The organism is Inquilinus limosus, assembly GCF_002195995.1.
Taxonomy (GTDB): Bacteria; Pseudomonadota; Alphaproteobacteria; order DSM-16000; family Inquilinaceae; genus Inquilinus; species Inquilinus limosus_C.
The window spans coordinates 47,894-65,415 of record NZ_NHON01000019.1 but is presented as its reverse complement, the minus strand read 5'-3'; the positions used below and the strand labels follow the sequence as shown (position 1 = coordinate 65,415).

The window sequence follows — 17,522 nt, the reverse complement described above, 5'->3', positions numbered from 1 at the left end:
AGGTTCCGGGCGTCCTGATCGGGTCGGCCCAGTCAGGACGATCCGAATTCTGCGAGATCGAGGAATGTCCGGTGTCGAGGCGCCGACGCGATGTCTCCTTCTGGCGCATCGGGGACATCGGGCGCCGCGGGACCGGAGATCCTCGTTCGCTTGTGCCCACGCAAGGGCCATTGCCTTAACTCGCCTTCTCGTTCATGATATGTTCTATGAAGGACGTGCCCGCCGATCTCGATGTCCAGGCCTATGGCCGCGGCTGCGCGCTGCAGCAGTGCGAGATGCTGACGCGCCTGGCCGAGATCGGCATGCAGCTGGCCGAGGCGGCGGGCGCCCGCGCCCTCGCCGCCCAGGCGCCACAGGCTGAGGCTTCGACCGCGCCGGCCGAGGGGCCGGAAGCCCAGGCTGCGGCCCAGCCTCCGGTTGCGGCCGGCGACCCCGGTCTCGCCTTCGCCCGCTATGCCCATCTGGTGCGCCAGGCCCTGGCCCAGCGCGCCCGGGCCGTGAACGACCTCAGCCTCCGCGACGGCGGCCGCGATGCCCGCCGCGCCCGCCATCGCGAGCAGGTCGAGGACACCATCACCCGCCTGATCTGGGCCGATCTCGGCGATCGCGGCCGGGCCGCCGAGCTCGACCAGGAGCTGTCCCAGGCGCTGGCCGATCTCTACGGCGATCCGGACGACCCGGTCGAGGAGCGCCCGGTCGGGTCGGTCGTGGCCGGGCTGGTCAGCGGCCTCGGCCTGACCGAGGCGTGGCGCCGGTGGGAGCGGGGGCACGGCAACGGGCCGCGCCCGGACCGGCCGGAGGGCAGCCCGGAGGAGATCCGGGCCGAGCGCTCCCGCCGCCGCGCCGCGGTCGCCGCCATGATCGAGCGGGCCATCGACGACCTCGCCGAACCCGCGCGGGTCGCGCCGCTGAAGGCCGGGCTGGCGGTCCGGCTGCAGGAGCCCGATGTCGACGCGCTGCTCGACACCCAGAGCATCGGCGGGGCCATGATCCGCCTCTGCCGCTCGCTCGCCTTCGACATCTGGAACGACGCCGACGGCTATCTCGCCCGCATCCTCGTCCCCACCCCCGACACCGGGTGAGCGGGCGGGGGCCGGCCGGCCGTTATCGCAGCCGGACCAGCCCGGCCTCGGTCGGCCGGAAGCCGCAGGCGTCGAGATAGAAGCCGCGCAGCTCCGGGTCGAAATCGACATGCAGCCATTCGCAGCCGGCGGCGCGGGCCCGGGCCACGGCCTCCCGCACCAGCCGCGTCGCGTGGCCCTGCCGCCGCAGCGACGGCGTCACCGCCGTGTCCAGCAGGAAGGCGTGCACGCCGCCGTCCCAGGCGACATTGACGAAGCCGGCCAGCCGGCCGTCCAGGCGCAGGCACACCCAGCCCAGGCTGAAGCGGTTGACCTGGCCCCACCAGTCGTCGCCCAGCACCGGGTGCCCGAAGCATTCGGCATGCAGGGCGTTCAGCTCGTCATTGCCGAAGGCGCCGCGCCACTCCAGCACCGGCCTGGCCGCCATTCAGCGGTTGCTGCCCCGGCGCGGCACGATGAACAGCTTGTTGTCCAGCTGCACGCCGGGCTGGATGCCGGTCAGGTCGACCTGGGTGACGTTGCCCTGCTGGTCCACCGACACCCAGCTCTGCAGGATCATCGGGTTGCTGGTGAAGTTCAGGGTCAGGGCGCCGTCATTCGGCTTGTCGGTCTGCACCAGCTGCACGCTCAGCAGGTTGTTGCCGCGGCTGACCTTGGTCACCGTGACGTCGCCCGACAGCTTGACGTTGGCGCGGGTGATGAAGTCGGCGATGGTCGACCCCAGCGGCACGTCCTTCCGCTGCCGCAGATCGGCGTCGTAATAGGTCAGCCAGGTGCCGTCGGCGATGTACATGTAGGAGATCGGCGGCTCGTATTCGAGCCGCATCTTGCCCGGCCGCTTCAGGTAGAAATGGCCGCGATACAGGTCGGTGTTGTTGGTGGTCTGGACGAAATCCGCCTGCACCGTGGTCAGGCTGCCCAGATACTGCTCGACCCGCGCCAGGTCCTGGCGGTCCTGGGCGGTCAGCTGGGCCGGCTGCACGGCGGCGGCCGGCCCGGCGGCGAGGAGCAGCGCGGCCAGGGCCGCGGCGAGGGTGCGTAGGATCGTCATGGTCGTCCGGATACACGGGGTCTGTGTTCCAAGTAGGGCACCGGATCCCGGATATCCAGGGCGGCGTGTCGCCGCCCTGCGCCAGTGGGCTTTGAGATCGACTCTTCGGTCCCCTCCTCGTCATTGCGAGGAGGCGAAGCCGACGAATCCATCCAGGGGCCGGTTCGCATTGGTCCCTGGATTGCTTCGCTGCGCTCGCAATGACGGTGTGGGAATTCTGAAAGAGGCTTGCAGGTGGGAGAGGCCACGCGAAGGCGCGCCTCACTCCTTCAGCACGTCGCTCGCCTCCGCCTGGGCGGCCAGGGTCGCGGCGTCGTCGGGCAGCAGCCAGCCGGCGGCGACCTGGCGGGCGGCCTCTGCCTTCACCCGCGCCACGAAGCCGGCATGGTCGCGGTAGCGCTCCTGCAGCGACGGCCGCGGATCCTGCGCGGCGATCCGCTCCGCTTTCGTCCGGGCAAAGGGGATGAAGCCGCCGAGGAAGGAGCAGCCGCCGCCGGCGCCATAGCCCCGGGCCAGCACGTTCCAGCCGGTATAGGTGCCCAGCGGCACCAGCACCTGGACCGAGGGCACGCCCGCGACCTCGTTGCCGTCGGCGTCGACGCGCACCACCTTCGACGGCAGCGCCTGCCGGATCCGCGGCGGCAGGAATTCGGGCACGCCGCTCAGATCCGCATAGTCGAAGCCGCGGCCGACATCGTAGTCGAGGAAGATGTTCAGCTTTCCGTCCGGCCGCGGCGCGCCGGGGAGGACGGGCCAGCCCATCGCCCGCGAAGTCGGATCGACCAGGTCGCCCGCCGCCAGGGTCGGGTAGCGGCTGGCCGGCGGCTCTTTCCCCGACCTGACCCAGTCGACCAGCGCCGCCTGCAGCGCCCGCAGGGTCATCGACGACGGGTTCGGGTTGCCCGGCATCGTGCAGGCGGGCAGGGCCTCGCCGGTGGTGGAGAAGCCGCCGGTCGCCGACCCGCCATGGGTGACGCCGGGGAAGTAGTAGCGCCGGACATTCGCCGGCAGGGGCAAGTCGCGGCGCGCATCGGTGCCGACCAGCCCGGGCGACAGGCGCAGGCCCCACAGCTCCGCCGCGCCGAAGGTCTCCATGATCTTCGGGCAGGTGCCGCTGGCCTCGCAGCGGTCCAGCAGGCTCGAGGTGCCGCGCCGGCGGGCCCGGTCGTCGTACCGAATCCACCACAGCGTGCCCTCGCTGCCCAGCTCGTACAGGGTGGCGGCGCCGCCGGGCACGCCGAAGCGCAGGTTCATCGGCAACTGGCGGGCGGCGATGTTCGGGTTCAGGCCGTCGAACACGATCCGGCCCTGCTCGTCGGCGTTGAAGCCGAGATTGAGGAAGCTCTTCAGGAAGTTGCCGGATTGCGAGGTGCCGGTTGCCACGGTCCAGCGCACCAGCCCGGCCGCCGGGTTGGCCGTGCCGGCATCGTCCGCCGCGGCGTGGCGCAGGAATTCGGTCAGGTCGCGGGTGGCGGCGAAGCCGATGCCCAGCACCTTCGGGGCCTTGCCGGTATAGGCCAGGCCATAGGCGTAGCGCGGGTCGAAGCCGCCGCGCAGGCAGACCCAGCCGGGGTCGGGCGTGCCGGGGAAGGCGCTGTCGCTGCAGTTGCCGAAGGCCCAGTCGCGCGGCGGGATGGGGATCGCCGGCCGGTCGTCGGCGGACTGGCGGAACAGCCGCGCCCGGCGGGTGTCCAAGGTCGCCGGCACCGGCCCGGGCCCGGTGCGGGAGAAGCCGACCAGGATCGGCAGGCTCCTCGTCCCCGGCGCCATGTTCATGAAGCGGGCGAAGGCCGGCCCGGTCAGGCTGGCCGCGACCGGCACCTCCGCCGTCTGCAGCCCGTCGGTGGCCGGAATGTCGCCCTGCCAGCCGCTGACCACACGGATATGGCCGTCGGGATCCGCCTTGACGCCGCCATTGCCGCGGTTCGGCACGTCATAGACCAGCACGCCGCTGGCCTGCTTCGGGTCGGAAGGCAGGGCGATGGCGAAGGTGGCGGCATACTCGACCTTGCCGCGGGAATTGCGCGGCGCCTGCCGCAGGTCGGTGATGAGGGCGTTGGCCGGGTCGGCGGGATCCAGCTCGCCCCGGAAGGTGCCGCGCAGGACCTGATAGGCCGGGGCGCCGGGCCTGGCCGGGGCCGCCGCCTCCTGCCGCTCCACCGTGAGGCTCACGAGCCGGGCCTGGGCCGGGCCCGGCAGGCCCAGGGCAAGGACAAGCAGCGCCGCGGCGCGGATGATGCAACCCCTCATGCGGTCCCCCATTGTCGTGTGGTTCGGGCCGGCGGTGCCGGCTCAGCTCTCGTCCGGCAGCTCCAGGTCGAGCAGGGCGGAGGACAGCGACTTGCCGTGGCTGTCCAGCGCCAGCGAGGTGGTGACGCCGCTGCCCAGCACGCCGCGCCCGACGAAATGCAGCGCCGCCAGGCCGGGCAGCTCGAAGCGGGTGAAGCGGCCGGCGAGGTCGCCGCACAGATGCGCCTCCACCCGCTCGGCCGTCACCGCGCGGCGCAGGCGCTCGTAATCGGCCGGGTCGCGGGCGATCGCGCTCAGCGTGGTGGTGTCGCCCTTGTCGCCGGCGCGGGCATGGGCGAGTTCACCGAGGCGGACCATCATGCCTCCAGGATCTCGACCGCCGGGCTGACGGCCCGCCGGTCGATCAGGGTCGAGACGATGCCGACCACGGGCCGGAGCGCGCTGCGCACGCCGCCCCCCGCCGCCGGGCCGTTGGTGTACAGGCTCTCGACCTCGCGCGCGGCATCGGCCGCGATCTCAGCGCTGGCGGCGCGGGCGCAGAGGCGCAGCCGGACCTCGGAGGGCTCGCTGCCGCGCAGCCGGCCGGGCAGCAGCGAATCGACGCCGACCAGGTCGAACCGCAGGTCGGTGATGTCGCCGCGCCGGCCCAGCCGCTCGCGCACGATGTCGGCGGCGCGGCGGCCGCGCTCGACCGCGCCGGACCCGCCATAGGAGATGCCGGCCTCGGCCTCCCACCCCGCCTCATAGGCGACGCTGACCTTCAGCGACTCCGGCCGCGGTTGCCCGCGCGCCCCGGAGACCGTGACGCGGTCGGCGCCCTGCTCCGCCACCGCCACGCCGGTGACCTCCAGCACCACGTCGGGCGTGACATAGGCGCCGGGGTCGGTCACCTCGTACAGCAGCTGCTCGCTCACCGTGGCCCGGCTGACCCGGCCGCCGGTGCCCGGCAGCTTGGTGATCGTGATGCCGCCTGCCGCCGTGACCTCGGCGATCGGGAAGCCCAGATCGGCCAGGCCGGGCGCGTCGCTGCCGTCGGCATCGGCGAAATAGCCGCCGGTGACCTGTCCCGCGCATTCCATCAGGTGGCCGGCCAGCGTCGCCGTGGCGATGCGGCCGGCATCGTCCAGCGCCCAGCCGAAGCGCCAGGCCAGCGGCGCCACGAACAGCGACGGGTCGGCGACCCGGCCGGTGATCACCAGCTGGGCCCCGGCCTCCAGCGCCGGCAGCATGGCGTCGGCGCCGAGATAGGCGTTGGCGGCGATGAGGGGGCCATGCGCGGCCAGCGGCTTTCCGTCCTCCAGCGCCGGGGCGGTCGGGTCGATCCGGTCCAGCACGTCGTCGCCGGTCACCACGCCGATCCGCATCGCCAGCCCGAGCTCGCGGCACAGCGCGGCGGCGCGGCGGCCGGCGCCCACCGGGTCGGCGGCGCCCATATTGGTCAGCACCCGGATGCCCTGGGCGGCGACGCCCGGCAGCACCGGGCGCAGCCGCCGCTCCAGCAGCGGGTCGAAGCCGGCATCGGGGTCGGCCCGGCGGCGGCGATGGGCCAAAGCGATGGTGCGCTCGGCCAGGCATTCGAACACCAGCGCGTCGAGATTGCCGCGCGCCACCAGCTCCGCCGCCGGCTCCAGCCGGTCCCCGGCGAAACCGGCGCCGGCCCCGATCCGCATCGCCTTCGGCATTCAGATGGCTCCCGTGGCCCAGGCGACGGCCGTCATGACGAGGGTCGAGGCGAAGGCCCATTTGAAGATGAAGCGCTGATGCGCGCCCAGCTGCACCCCGGTCAGCCCGACCAGGATGAAGGTCGAGGCGGTCAGCGGGCTCAGCGGGAAGCCGGTGGTCATCTGGCCCAGGATCGCGGCCCGGCCGATCGCCAGCGGGTCCTGGCCCAGCGCGCCGGCGGTGCCGGCGAAGACCGGCAGGATGCCGTAATAGTAGGCGTCCGGCGTGAAGACCAGGCTCAGCGGCATGCCGGTCACCGCCACGATCTGCGACAGGTACGGCGCCAGGCCCTGCGGCACCACCGCCACCAGCGCCTCGGCCATGGCGCCGATCATCTTGGTGCCGCCCAGGATGCCGGTGAAGATGCCGGCGGCGAAGATCATGGCGGTGACGGTGACGACGCTGTCGGCATGCTTCACCAGCCGCTCGCGCTGCTGCTCCCAGCGCGGATAGTTGACCAGGAGGGCAATGGCGAAGGCGGTGATGAACAGCACCGGCAGCGGCCACAGCCCGGCCAGCAGCGCCACGATCAGGGCGATGGTCAGGGCGGCGTTGAACCAAGCCAGGTGCGGTCGCCGCGCCGCCCGCTCGGCCTCGGTCGGCTCGACCAGCGCGACCGCGTCGACGCCATGGGCGATGCCCAGGCGCTTGCGCTCGCCGCGGCCGATCAGCCAGGCGGCGACGAACACCCAGGCCAGGCCGGCGACCATGGCCGGGATCACCGGGTTGAACAGGGCCGCGGCGTCGGTCTTCAGCACCGTCATCGCCCGCGCCGTCGGCCCGCCCCAGGGCAGCAGGTTCATGGTGCCGGCGGCCAGGCAGATGATGCCGGGCAGCACCAGCGGGTTGAGGCCGAGGCGCCGATGCACCGGCAGCAGCGCCGTGACCGTGATCAGGAAGGTGGTGGCGCCGTCGCCGTCCAGCGCGACCAGCATGGTCAGCAGGGCGGTGATCAGGCACAGCCGCACCGGGTCGCCTTGCACCAGCGACAGCAGGAACCCGATCGGCCGCTCGAAGATCCCGGTGTCGAGCATCAGCCCGAAATAGAGGACGGCGAACATGATCATGATGCCGACCGGCGCGACCTTGACGATGCCGTCCAGCATCATCGGGCCGAGGCCGGCGCCGAAGCCGCCGATCAGGCCGCCGGCCAGCGGCACCAGCACCAGCGCCACCAGGACCGAGACACGGCCGCTGAGGATCAGCGCCAGGAACACCGCGATGGTCAGGAACCCCAGGGCCGCCAGCATCCGCCATCCTCCCGTTGCGGCGGCCGTCCTTCATCCGGGGCCGCTCAAGTGCCAGGACGCCATGGCGGGTGGTGGATCGGGAAGTGAATTTGTGTCATCGATTGATGCATGAAGCGCATCAACCTGTCGCTGTTCGAGATCGAGGTGGTGCTGCAGGTCGACCGGCTGCGCAGCTTCCGCGCGGCGGCGGAGGCGCTGGGCATGTCGCAGCCGGCGGTCAGCCGGGCGGTGGCGCGGGCCGAGACGCGGCTGGGCGAGCGGCTGTTCGACCGCAACACAAGGACGGTGGAGCCGACGCCGCAGGGGCGGGAGTTCACCGCCATCGCCGGCCGGCTGATCGGCGACCTGCGCAGCTCGCTCGACGATCTCGGCGACTATTTCCGCTCGGCCCGCGGCCGCGTCTCGGTCGCGGGGCTGCCCTCGGTGACGGCCGGGCTGCTGCCGCCGGTGATCGACCGGTTCCGCCGCAGCCATCCGGGCGTCTCGGTCGGCGTCATCGACACGCTGCTCGACGGCGTGGTCGGCGCGGTGCTGCGCGGCGAGGCCGATCTCGGCATCGCCGGCCGCCCGGCGTCCGACGGCAGGATCGAGTTCGCCCGCATCATGTCCGACCGCTTCGTCGCCATCCTGCGCCAGGACCATCCGCTGACGCGCCAATCCGCCGTCACCTGGGCCGACCTGGCCGCCTGGCCCTTCGTCGCCATGTCGCGCATCACCAGCGTCCGGCCGCTGACCGATCGCGGCTTCGCCCAGGCCGGCGTGGCGGCGGAGCCGGAGTTCGAGGTGTCGCATCTCGCGACCGCCGGGGCGCTGGTGGCGGCCGGGCTCGGGGTGACGGCGCTGCCGGTGCTGACCCTGCCGGTGCTGGCCCATCCGGCCCTGACCACGCGCCTGCTGCAAGGACCGGAGGTGACGCGCGACATCGGCGTGCTGACCCGGGCGGGGCGGACGCTGTCGCCCGCCGCCGCCGCGTTCCGCGACTCGATCCTGGCCTCCGGCACGGAGCCTGCCGCCGGGGCATGAGAAAGGCCCGGCCGCCTGGGCGACCGGGCCTGGGTCTCCGCCGCTGGAGGGCCGCGGCGGCTGGGGTTACTCGCCGGTCGGGGCCATTGGCTCCGCCGGAACGGTCTGGTCGGTCGAGGGGGCCTGCTCCATCATCCCGCCAGGCTGCATCGGCTCGGCCGGGGCCATCTGGCCGGGCATGGCCGTGCCGGGCATGGCCGCGCCGGGCGCCGTCGGGGTGGCCCCGGCGCTCAGCTGCTGCTGGTTGAGCTGGCGGGTCTGCTCCTCCTCCGCCGAGTTCTTGCTGCCGCGGCGATGGCGCGGCTGGGCCTGGTCGTCGGCATTCGACGATTGCATGTGCTTGCGATGCCGGTGGGTGCTCGGGGCCGGCTGCTCCGCCGGCGCGTTCGCGGCGGGAGCCTCGACCGACGGCGCCGTCCCGGGCGTCGCCGGCTCGACCCCGGTCTGGGCCAGGGCAGGCGCAGCGGCGAACGCCGACACGGCGAGGGCGGTAAAGACAAAACTCCTGCGCATGAAGCTCTCCATCGAGGGATGCCTGATGATCGGCGCCACAGGCACAGGCGGCCGCGGCGCGTGATCCGATCCACCCCTCAACGATCCGGCCGGCAATACCGATCCGGGAAAACTGCCTTCATGGACGATATTTCATGTTTCGGATGCAATATCTGGCTGCATCCGGATCGAAACCTGGCGGCAGGCAAAAAAAGAGGCCCGGTCGTCTGTACGACCGGGCCTCCGCGAACCGCGATCCTCGCCTCGGAAGGGGGGGTGGGGGCGAGGGTCTGCTGCGGTCCGAAACCTTACTTCTTGTTCAGCTGCTCCTCGTTCAGCTTGCGGGTCTGGTCCTGCTCGCTGTTGGCGGTGCGATGGGCCTTGTGATGGACCCGGGCGGCGTGGTGGGTCTTCATCATCTTGTGCGCCGCGGGGGCGGCGGCCGGGGCCGTGGTGGCCGGCGTGGTCTGCGCCATCGCCAAAGCGGGGACGACGGCCAGGGCCGGATCCGCGAGAACGGCGAACAGAAGGCTCCTGCGCATGTTTACGATCTCCATCGACAGACAAGGAANTCATCATCTTGTGCGCCGCGGGGGCGGCGGCCGGGGCCGTGGTGGCCGGCGTGGTCTGCGCCATCGCCAAAGCGGGGACGACGGCCAGGGCCGGAACCGCGAGAACGGCGAACAGAAGGCTCCTGCGCATGTTTACGATCTCCATCGACAGACAACGAAGATCGGAGGAGAGGCGGGGCGGGAGGCCACGTCTTGGCTCCGACAGACGCAACCCTACGTCGCCGCAGCTAACGCCCTGGTGGGCGGAACATGAAATCGGTGTAACGATCGGGGCCGAGCGGAGCGGCGGAGGGAAGGTCGCTGCGAGGAGAAAATTGCCTCTCCCGCCTGGCGGGAGAGGTCGGGCTCGCGTCAGCGAGACCGGGTGAGGGCTGACCCAGGCCTCGACGAAATCCCCTCACCCGGAGCCGCTTCGCGTCTCCGACCTCTCCCGCAAGCGGGAGAGGCAATAGGGCGGTTCCGCTCGACGAAGACCGATAGCGGGTGCGGCGACGTCAGTGGTTCCCCGCCAGAACTTCGCGCTTGCCGACATGGTTGGCGGGGCTGACCACGCCCTCCTGCTCCATCCGGTCGATCAGGCGGGCCGCGCGGTTGTAGCCGATCTGCAGATGGCGCTGGATGAAGCTGGTCGACGCCTTGCGCTCGCGCGCCACCAGCGCCACGGCCTGGTCGTACAGGTCGTCGCCCGACCCGCCCTCGCCGTCCAGCGCCAGCGAATCGAAGCCGCCGCCGTCCTCCTGGTCCTCCAGCACCGCGTCGTTGTAGGCCGGCTCGCCCTGGGCCTTGAGGTGGCGCACCGTCTCCTCGACCTCGCCGTCGGAGACGAAGGGGCCGTGCACGCGGGTGATGCGGCCGCCGCCGGCCATGTACAGCATGTCGCCCTGGCCCAGCAGCTGCTCCGCCCCGCCCTCGCCGAGGATGGTGCGGCTGTCGATCTTGGAGGTGACCTGGAAGCTGATGCGGGTCGGGAAATTGGCCTTGATCGTGCCGGTGATGACGTCGACCGAGGGCCGCTGCGTCGCCATGATCAGGTGGATGCCGGCGGCGCGCGCCATCTGCGCCAGGCGCTGGATCAGCGCCTCGATATCCTTGCCCGCCACCAGCATCAGGTCGGCCATCTCGTCGACGATGATGACGATGTAGGGCAGCTCGGTCAGGTCGATCGGCTGGTCCTCGAAGATCGGCTTGCCGGTGTCGGGGTCGAATCCGGTCTGCACCCGCCGGGTCAGCACCTCGCCCTTGGCCTTGGCCTCGCGCAGCCGCTGGTTGTAGCCCTCGATGTTGCGGACGCCGACCTTGGACATGGACCGGTAGCGGTCCTCCATCTCGCGCACCGCCCATTTCAGGGCGACCACCGACTTCTTCGGGTCGGTGACGACCGGCGCCAGCAGGTGCGGGATGCCCTCGTAGATCGAGAGTTCCAGCATCTTCGGGTCGACCATGATGAAGCGCACCTTGTCCGGCGGCAGCCGGAACAGCAGCGACAGGATCATGGTGTTGATGGCGACCGACTTGCCCGAGCCGGTGGTGCCGGCCACCAGCAGGTGGGGCATGCGGGCCAGGTCGGCGATGATCGGGCCGCCGCCGATGTCCTTGCCGAGGACGAGGCCCAGCTTGGACCCGGCCTTGTCCATGGTGTCGGAGCCGAGCAGCTCGCGCAGCAGCACCATCTCGCGCTTCTGGTTCGGCAGCTCGATGCCGATGACGTTGCGGCCGGGCACCACGGCGACGCGCACCGACACGGCGCTCATCGACCGGGCGATGTCGTCGGCCAGGCCGATGACGCGGCTGGACTTGGTGCCGGGCGCCGGCTCCAGCTCGTACAGCGTGACCACCGGGCCGGGATTGACCTTCACGATCGAGCCGCGGACGCCGAAATCGCTCAGCACCTGCTCCAGCGCCGCGGCGTTCTGCTCCAGCACCCGCGGGTCGGCCACGGCCGGCCGCTTGGTCGGGTCCGGCAGGGTCAGGAGGTCGAGCGGCGGCAGCTCATAGGTGTCGGGCGGCGCCAGCTCGAAGCTGGTCTGGCGCGGCGGCGGCGTGGCCGGGCGGCGCGGCGCCGGCTCGATCGCCGCGGGGGCGACGCGCTGTGGCGAGATATGGGGCGGCGCGGCGGGGGGCATCGGGGCGCCGGGACGGCGCGGCGGCTCCTCGACCGGCCGCAGCGAGGGCAGGTCGATCAGGTCGTCGTCCTCGTCCTCGGGCAGGTCGAGATCGGGCTCGGTGCGGCCGCCGCCGATGATGAGCGGCGGGCGGGCCGGGGCGATATCCTCGTCGTCCTCCGGGCCTTCCGGGTCGGGGATCCGCGGGCCGGGCGGGTTGGCGCGGGCGAAGCGCGGCCGCGCCGCGGGTCCGGCGCCGGGCATGGCGAAGGCCGGCTGGGCCGGGGCCGCGGGCTCGCGCCGCATCATGCTGGAGGCGACGGTGCCGGCGCCCTGCAGCGTGCGCAGGCCCAGCCACTGCATCAGCCGGCCGAAGGTGCGCAGCAGCGATCCGGTGACCGAGGCGCCGGCGCGGGCGCCGGCCCCGGTGACGGAGCCGACCCGGTGCCATTCGGTCGAGGACAGGCCCAGCGCGACCAGCACCAGCAGCAGGCCGACGGCGCCGGTGGCCAGCGCCAGCCAGAAGGTGGCGACCGGCCCGGCCGACATGATCACGGTGTCGGAGATGCGCCGCAGGATCATCGACCCGACGGCGCCGCCCAGCGACCCGCGCTCGGCCCAGCCCTCGATCGCCGGCAGGGGCGACAGGCCGGCGGCCAGGAACAGCACGCCGAACAGCATGCTGGTGACGCGCCACCACACCCGGTCCAGCGGCTGGTGCCGCATCAGCCGCCAGGCCCAGAACAGCGGCAGCACGGCCAGCAGGAAGGCGCCGATGCCCAGCGTCTGGATCAGCAGGTCGGCGAAATGGGCGCCGGGGCGGCCCAGCAGGTTGGCGGCGGGGCCGGCCTTGGCGGTGTTCCAGGACGGGTCGGTCGGGTCGTAGCTGACCAGCGCGACCAAGAGGCCGCAGCCGAACACGGCGATGCCGAAGCCGCTCAGCTCCCGCACCCGGTTGCGCAGGAACTCCTGCACCACCGGCGGCAGGAAGGAGCGCTTGCTGGCGGCGCCGCGGCCGGAGCTGCGCGTCACCGCGGTTCGACGGGAGGAGGTTCCGGCCATCGTCATTCTGCCGCCTCGGCTAGGATCTCGCCGATCCGGGTCAGGGCGCGCCCGACCGTCTCGGTGTCGTGGACCACGGCGATGCGCAGCCAGCGCCGGCCGATCTCCGGCCGGTCCAGCCGCGTGATGTAGCCGCCGGGCAGGGTGCGGATCGCGGCCTCGGCCCACAGTCGGCGGGCGGCGGCCTCGCCGTCGCCGACATCGAGCCACAGGAAGAAGCCGCCCTCCGGCCGGCGGAAGCCGAAGCGCCCGCCCAGCGCCGCCTCGGCGGCGTCGAACTTGGCCCGGTACAGCGCCCGGTTCTCGACCACATGCGCGTCGTCGGCCCACAAGGCGGCCGAGGCCGCCTGCACCGCCAGCGGCATGCCGGCGGCGGAATGGCTGCGCAGCCGCAGGAAGGCGGCGACCAGCGCCGGGTCGCCGGCGACGAAGCCGCTGCGCAGCCCGGCCGCGTTCGACCGCTTCGACAGCGAATGGAACACCAGCAGGTTGTCCAGCGACCCGCCGTCCCGGCCGGAAGCGACCTCCAGCACGCCCGCCGGCGGGTCGCGGTCGTAGATCTCGGCGTAGCACTCGTCGGCGGCCAGGATGAAGCCATGCGTCCGTGCCAGGGTGATGGCGCGGTCGAGATAGGCGCGGGGGGCGACGGCGCCCTGCGGGTTGGTCGGGTTGCACAGATACAGCAGCTTGAGGCGCGCCAGCAGGGCCGCATCGGCCTCCAGCGCGTCGAGATCGGGCAGGAAGCCGGTGGCGGGCCCGGCCGGCAGGAACACCGGCTCCGCCCCCGCCATCACCGCGGCGCCCTCATAGGGGGCGTAGAACGGGTCGGGGATTGCGACGGCCGGCACCTGGTTGGCGCCGGGGCGATGATCCACGGCGAGCTCGGCCACCAGGAACAGCGCCTCGCGGGTGCCGGACAGCGGCAGGATATGGGCCGGGTCGACCAGCCCGTCGGGCAGGTGGAAGCGGCGCTGCAGCCAGCCGGCGCAGGCCTCGCGGAAGGCCGGGGTGCCGGCCACGGGCGGATAGCGGTTCCAGCTGCCGGCATTGGCGGCCAGGACCTCGGCCAGGAAGGCCGGCGGCTGGTGCTGCGGCTCGCCGACCGACATGGCCAGCGGCGTCACCCCCTCCGGCGGCGTGACGCCGGACAACAGCGTCGCCAGACGCGCGAACGGATAGTCCGCGAGCCGTTCCAGTGCCTCGTTGAGTCGGCCGCCCCGCATGCTCTCCTGCAACACCCTCTTCCGCGGCGGGCCGGCTGAAGCCGGCCTTTCTCCTCGCTTCCGGCGGCCGGTGCCGCCGCGAAACAGCTCTTAGATTCCAATCACTTTATCCGGTCTTCTGACCTCTCCTGTCAAATCCGGCGTCGCTGATCGGCCAGGGTGGCGCGCTTTTCCGGCCACGGTGTGGCCGGGCCAGCACGGTCCGGGAACGTCCGGACGAATCACGAACGAATCAGGATCGGCGCCCGACGCGATGTTGCCGAGGTCAGAGGCCGAAGGGGATCGACAGCGACATCAGGCTGCCGGCGCCGCCGGACGAGCCCCAGGCGCCGCCGGCGGCGACGCCGACGCCCCGCCGCTCGGAGCACCCGGCAGCCAGCACCAGGATGGATAGGAGAAGAATCCGGACCATGGTGAAATCCTACCACGAAACGGCGGGCGGGCACCCGCCGATGTGACACGCCGCCACTGGACAGCACGGCGGCGCGCTCCGATGCTGCGCGCCATGAACGACAGCACTACCTTGCGCACCCAGGTCGTGGTGGTCGGCGGCGGCCTGGCCGGCGCGACCATGGCGGCGGCCCTCGGCCAGGCCGGCATCGACACCGTGATCCTGGACCAGGAGCCGGCGGCCGCCCGCACCCTGCCCAGCTTCGACGGCCGCACCACGGCCCTGTCCTACGGGTCGCGCCGGATCGTCGCCTCGGCCGGGCTGTGGGACCCGGTGGCGGACCAGGCCGAACCGATCCTCGACATCCGCATCGCCGACGGCCGCGCCCCGGTGTTCCTGCATTTCGACCATCAGGAGATGGCCGGGGAATCGGACAGCGCGCCCTTCGGCCATATCGTCGAGAACCGGCTGCTGCGGCTGGCGCAGTTCCAGCGGCTGGACGCCCTGCCGGCGGTGCGCCACATCGCCCCGGCCAAGGTGGTGGCGGTGGAGACGGGCACCGGCCATGCCGCCGTGACCCTGGCCGACGGAAGCGTGGTGCGGGCCGAGCTGGTGATCGGCGCCGACGGCCGCGGCTCCTTCACCCGGCAGCAGTTGGGCATCCCGGCGCGCAGCTTCGCCTACCGGCAGAAGGCGGTGGTCTGCGTCATGGGCCATGCCGAGCCGCATGAGGGCGTGGCGGTGGAGCATTTCCTGCCGGCCGGCCCCTTCGCCGTGCTGCCGATGCGCGACGATGCCGACGGCACCCATCGCTCCTCGATCGTCTGGACCGAGCATCCGGACACTGCCGACGACCTGGTGCACCGCCCGGTCGAGGCGTTCGACGCGGCGCTGCAGGCCGTGGTCGGCGACTGGCTGGGGCCGGTGCGGACGCTGGGCAAGCGCTTCACCTATCCGCTCGGCGTCGTCCATGCCCGGCGCTACGGCGCCCGGCGGGCGGCGCTGATCGGCGAGGCGGCGCACGGCATCCACCCGATCGCCGGCCAGGGCCTCAATCTCGGCCTGCGCGACATCGACGTGCTGTCCGGGCTGCTGGTCGAGCGCAGCCGCCTCGGCCTCGACCTCGGTGATCCGGCGCTGCTGCAGCGCTATGAGCGGCTGCGGCGGCCGGACAATGTGGCGATGATCCTGGCGACGGACGGGCTGAACCGCCTGTTCTCGACCGACCTGGCGCCGGTGCAGCTGGCCCGCGACCTCGGCCTCGCCGCGGTCGGCCGCCTGCCGCCGGTGAAGCGCTTCTTCATGCGCCAGGCGATGGGGCTGGGGGCGCGGGCGCGATGACTTTCATGTGATGCCATCGGCGTTTGAGATCGGCTCACCGATCTCTTCCCGTCATGGCGAGGCGCGGAGCGCCGTGGCCATNGTGACATGCGGGGCATAGGAGCGGTCGAGCGGGTCGAGCGCTGGCTGCTGGAGCATGCGCCCTTCCGGGCCGAGCCCTTCCCGGTCGACGCCTTCCACCTGTACCAGAGCCATGTCGGCCGCGAGGGCGCGGTCTACGAGATTTTGGAGAGCTACCCGCTGGCGCCGGCGGCATGAAATAGAGACCCGTCATGGCGAGCCCCGCAGGGGCGTGGCCATCCAGGGGCCGGTGCGAGCCGCCCTGGATGGCCACGCCCCTGCGGGGCTCGCCATGACGGGTCTCTATTTCATGCCGCCGGCGCCAGCGGGTAGCTCTCCAAAATCTCGTAGACCGCGCCCTCGCGGCCGACATGGCTCTGGTACAGGTGGAAGGCGTCGACCGGGAAGGGCTCGGCCCGGAAGGGCGCATGCTCCAGCAGCCAGCGCTCGACCCGCTCGGCCGGGGACTGGCGCAGCCGGGCCAGGGTGACATGCGGGGCATAGGAGCGGTCGTCCGGCGGCTGGCCGGTGGCGACCAGGGCGCGGTCGACCTTGGCGTGCAGGAAATTCAGCGCTGGCTCCGCCGCCACCCCGGCCCACAGGGTCGAGGCGGCGCGCTTGGTGCCGAACTGGCCGACGCCGTCCAGCGCCAGGCTGAAGCCGGGCGCGGCCAAGGCGTGCAGCGCCTGGTCGATCTCCTCCGCCTCCAGCGTGTCGACCTCGCCGACGAAGCGCAGGGTCAGGTGGAAATCGGCCGGGTTGGTCCAGCGCGCCCCGGGCACGCCGCCCTGCAGCAGCGACAGGCGAGGCCGCAGCGCGGCGGGAATGGCGATGGCGACGAACAGGCGGAGCATGGGCGTTGCCTCTCAGGCGAGGCTGAAGCCGGCGCGGTAGCGGGCCGGGCTGGTGGCGAGGCGGCGGCGGAAATGGTGGCGCAGCGTGTCGGCGGAGCCGAAGCCGCATTCGGTGGCGATGCGCTCGACCGGCAGCTCGGTGGTCTCCAGCAGGTCGCGGGCCAGCGCCAGGCGCTCGCCGATCAACCATTCCGCCGGGGTGGTGCCGGTGGCCTCGCGGAAGCGGCGCAGGAAGGTGCGCAGGCTCATCCCGGCCTCCTCGGCCAGCCGCTCCAGCGGCAGGTCCTCGGCCAGGTGGCGGCGGACCCAGTCGAACAGGGCGGCCAGGCGCGGCCGCTCCTCGACCTGCACCGGCCGGTCGACATATTGCGCCTGGCCGCCCTCGCGATGCGGCGGCACCACCAGGCGCCGCGCCACCTGGTTGGCGATCCGCGCCCCCCAGTCGCGCCGCACGATGTGCAGGCAAAGGTCCAACCCGGCGGCGCTGCCGGCCGAGGTCAGCACCTGGCCCTCGTCGACATACAGCACGTCGGGCACGATGCGGATGTCGGGATGGCGCGCGGCCAGGGCCTCGGCGTAACGCCAATGGGTGGTGGCGCGGCGGCCGGACAGCACGCCCGCGGCCGCCAGCACGAACACGCCGGAGCAGATCGAGACCAGCCGGGCGCCGCGCGCATGGGCCCGGCGCAGGGCGGCCAGCAGCGGCTCGGGCGGGGCCTCGCGGATGCCGCGCCAGCCGGGCACGACGATGGTGCCGGCCTGCTCCAGCGCCTCCAGCCCGGCCTCGGCCTGGACCTGGATGCCGCCGATGGCGCGCAGCGGCCCGGGCTCGGCGGCGCAGACGGTGAAGCGGTACCAGTCGGGGAATTCCGGCCGCGGCAGGCCGAACACCTCGACCGCGACGCCGAACTCGAAGGTGCACAGCCCGTCATAGGCCAGCGCGGCGACGGTCAGGTTCGGCGGCGGGTGGGTCATGGGCGATGGGAACGCCATCGCGGCCGGGGCGTCAAGGCATGCGAGGCATGCCCCTCCGCGTCATGGCGAGGC

General features: G+C 72.6%; 17 protein-coding genes. 4 read left to right on the top strand and 13 right to left on the bottom strand.

Translation table 11 applies throughout. The annotated features are described in order from the left end of the window. Positions 1 to 206 precede the first annotated feature (206 nt). The gene (locus BWR60_RS12860; protein WP_088151421.1) at positions 207 to 1,082 is read left to right on the top strand and encodes a hypothetical protein; all 876 of its coding nucleotides are present in this window, start codon (positions 207 to 209) and stop codon (positions 1,080 to 1,082) included. A gap of 22 nt (positions 1,083 to 1,104) precedes the next feature. Here the strand turns inward: BWR60_RS12860 and BWR60_RS12855 are convergent, their stop codons facing one another. From BWR60_RS12855 to BWR60_RS12830, 6 genes are all read right to left on the bottom strand, one after another. Then, the gene (locus BWR60_RS12855) at positions 1,105 to 1,509 is read right to left on the bottom strand and encodes a GNAT family N-acetyltransferase (RefSeq protein WP_088151420.1); all 405 of its coding nucleotides are present in this window, start codon (positions 1,507 to 1,509) and stop codon (positions 1,105 to 1,107) included. Continuing rightward, complete coding sequence (locus tag BWR60_RS12850; protein ID WP_088151419.1) at positions 1,510 to 2,133, bottom strand: LolA family protein; 624 nt, start codon at positions 2,131 to 2,133, stop codon at positions 1,510 to 1,512. Between the two features lie 261 nt (positions 2,134 to 2,394). Continuing rightward, a complete protein-coding gene (locus tag BWR60_RS12845; protein ID WP_088151418.1) occupies positions 2,395 to 4,383 on the bottom strand; it encodes an alpha/beta hydrolase domain-containing protein in 1,989 nt (662 codons plus the stop codon). A 42-nt stretch (positions 4,384 to 4,425) separates the two neighbouring features. Next, positions 4,426 to 4,740 (bottom strand): AtuA-related protein, encoded by a 315-nt coding sequence (locus tag BWR60_RS12840; RefSeq protein ID WP_088151417.1) that lies wholly within the window; start codon positions 4,738 to 4,740, stop codon positions 4,426 to 4,428. Next, positions 4,740 to 6,065, bottom strand: a complete 1,326-nt coding sequence (locus BWR60_RS12835; RefSeq protein ID WP_088151416.1) for an acyclic terpene utilization AtuA family protein — start codon at positions 6,063 to 6,065, stop codon at positions 4,740 to 4,742. The genes BWR60_RS12840 and BWR60_RS12835 overlap by 1 nt, the downstream gene beginning before the upstream one ends. Further along, positions 6,066 to 7,355, bottom strand: coding sequence for a CitMHS family transporter (locus BWR60_RS12830; RefSeq protein WP_088151415.1), 1,290 nt, complete (start codon positions 7,353 to 7,355; stop codon positions 6,066 to 6,068). Between the two features lie 108 nt (positions 7,356 to 7,463). On the opposite strand from BWR60_RS12830, the gene BWR60_RS12825 reads away from it, so the two are divergent. Continuing rightward, complete coding sequence (locus tag BWR60_RS12825; protein ID WP_088151414.1) at positions 7,464 to 8,378, top strand: LysR family transcriptional regulator; 915 nt, start codon at positions 7,464 to 7,466, stop codon at positions 8,376 to 8,378. 66 nt (positions 8,379 to 8,444) lie between these two features. Here the strand turns inward: BWR60_RS12825 and BWR60_RS12820 are convergent, their stop codons facing one another. The 5 genes from BWR60_RS12820 to BWR60_RS37015 all read right to left on the bottom strand — a co-directional run bounded on the left by BWR60_RS12820 (position 8,445) and on the right by BWR60_RS37015 (position 14,241). Continuing rightward, on the bottom strand, positions 8,445 to 8,891 hold the full coding sequence (locus BWR60_RS12820) for a hypothetical protein (protein ID WP_144445611.1): 447 nt from the start codon (positions 8,889 to 8,891) through the stop codon (positions 8,445 to 8,447). 287 nt (positions 8,892 to 9,178) lie between these two features. Continuing rightward, positions 9,179 to 9,412, bottom strand: a complete 234-nt coding sequence (locus tag BWR60_RS12815; protein WP_144445610.1) for a hypothetical protein — start codon at positions 9,410 to 9,412, stop codon at positions 9,179 to 9,181. A 524-nt stretch (positions 9,413 to 9,936) separates the two neighbouring features. Continuing rightward, positions 9,937 to 12,612, bottom strand: coding sequence for a DNA translocase FtsK (locus BWR60_RS12810; protein WP_230983037.1), 2,676 nt, complete (start codon positions 12,610 to 12,612; stop codon positions 9,937 to 9,939). Beyond that, positions 12,609 to 13,829, bottom strand: a complete 1,221-nt coding sequence (locus BWR60_RS12805) for an aminotransferase class I/II-fold pyridoxal phosphate-dependent enzyme (protein ID WP_088151410.1) — start codon at positions 13,827 to 13,829, stop codon at positions 12,609 to 12,611. The genes BWR60_RS12810 and BWR60_RS12805 overlap by 4 nt, the downstream gene beginning before the upstream one ends. 265 nt (positions 13,830 to 14,094) lie before the next feature. Continuing rightward, on the bottom strand, positions 14,095 to 14,241 hold the full coding sequence (locus BWR60_RS37015; protein WP_179221743.1) for a hypothetical protein: 147 nt from the start codon (positions 14,239 to 14,241) through the stop codon (positions 14,095 to 14,097). A gap of 93 nt (positions 14,242 to 14,334) precedes the next feature. Between BWR60_RS37015 and BWR60_RS12800 the strand changes: the two genes are divergently transcribed. Next, a complete protein-coding gene (locus BWR60_RS12800; RefSeq protein ID WP_218823473.1) occupies positions 14,335 to 15,561 on the top strand; it encodes a UbiH/UbiF/VisC/COQ6 family ubiquinone biosynthesis hydroxylase in 1,227 nt (408 codons plus the stop codon). An 87-nt stretch (positions 15,562 to 15,648) separates the two neighbouring features. Continuing rightward, positions 15,649 to 15,819, top strand: a complete 171-nt coding sequence (locus BWR60_RS37010; RefSeq protein ID WP_179221742.1) for a 2'-5' RNA ligase family protein — start codon at positions 15,649 to 15,651, stop codon at positions 15,817 to 15,819. Between the two features lie 110 nt (positions 15,820 to 15,929). Here BWR60_RS37010 and thpR read toward each other — a convergent pair whose 3' ends face one another. Together thpR and ftrA are read right to left on the bottom strand one after the other, a co-directional pair. After that, entirely contained in the window at positions 15,930 to 16,475 is a 546-nt protein-coding gene (thpR, locus tag BWR60_RS12795) for an RNA 2',3'-cyclic phosphodiesterase (protein WP_088151408.1), read from the bottom strand. Between the two features lie 12 nt (positions 16,476 to 16,487). Further along, positions 16,488 to 17,450 carry a transcriptional regulator FtrA gene (ftrA, locus tag BWR60_RS12790; RefSeq protein ID WP_088151407.1) on the bottom strand — a complete coding sequence of 321 codons (963 nt, stop codon included), beginning with the start codon at positions 17,448 to 17,450 and terminating at the stop codon, positions 16,488 to 16,490. Between the last annotated feature and the right edge of the window lie 72 nt (positions 17,451 to 17,522).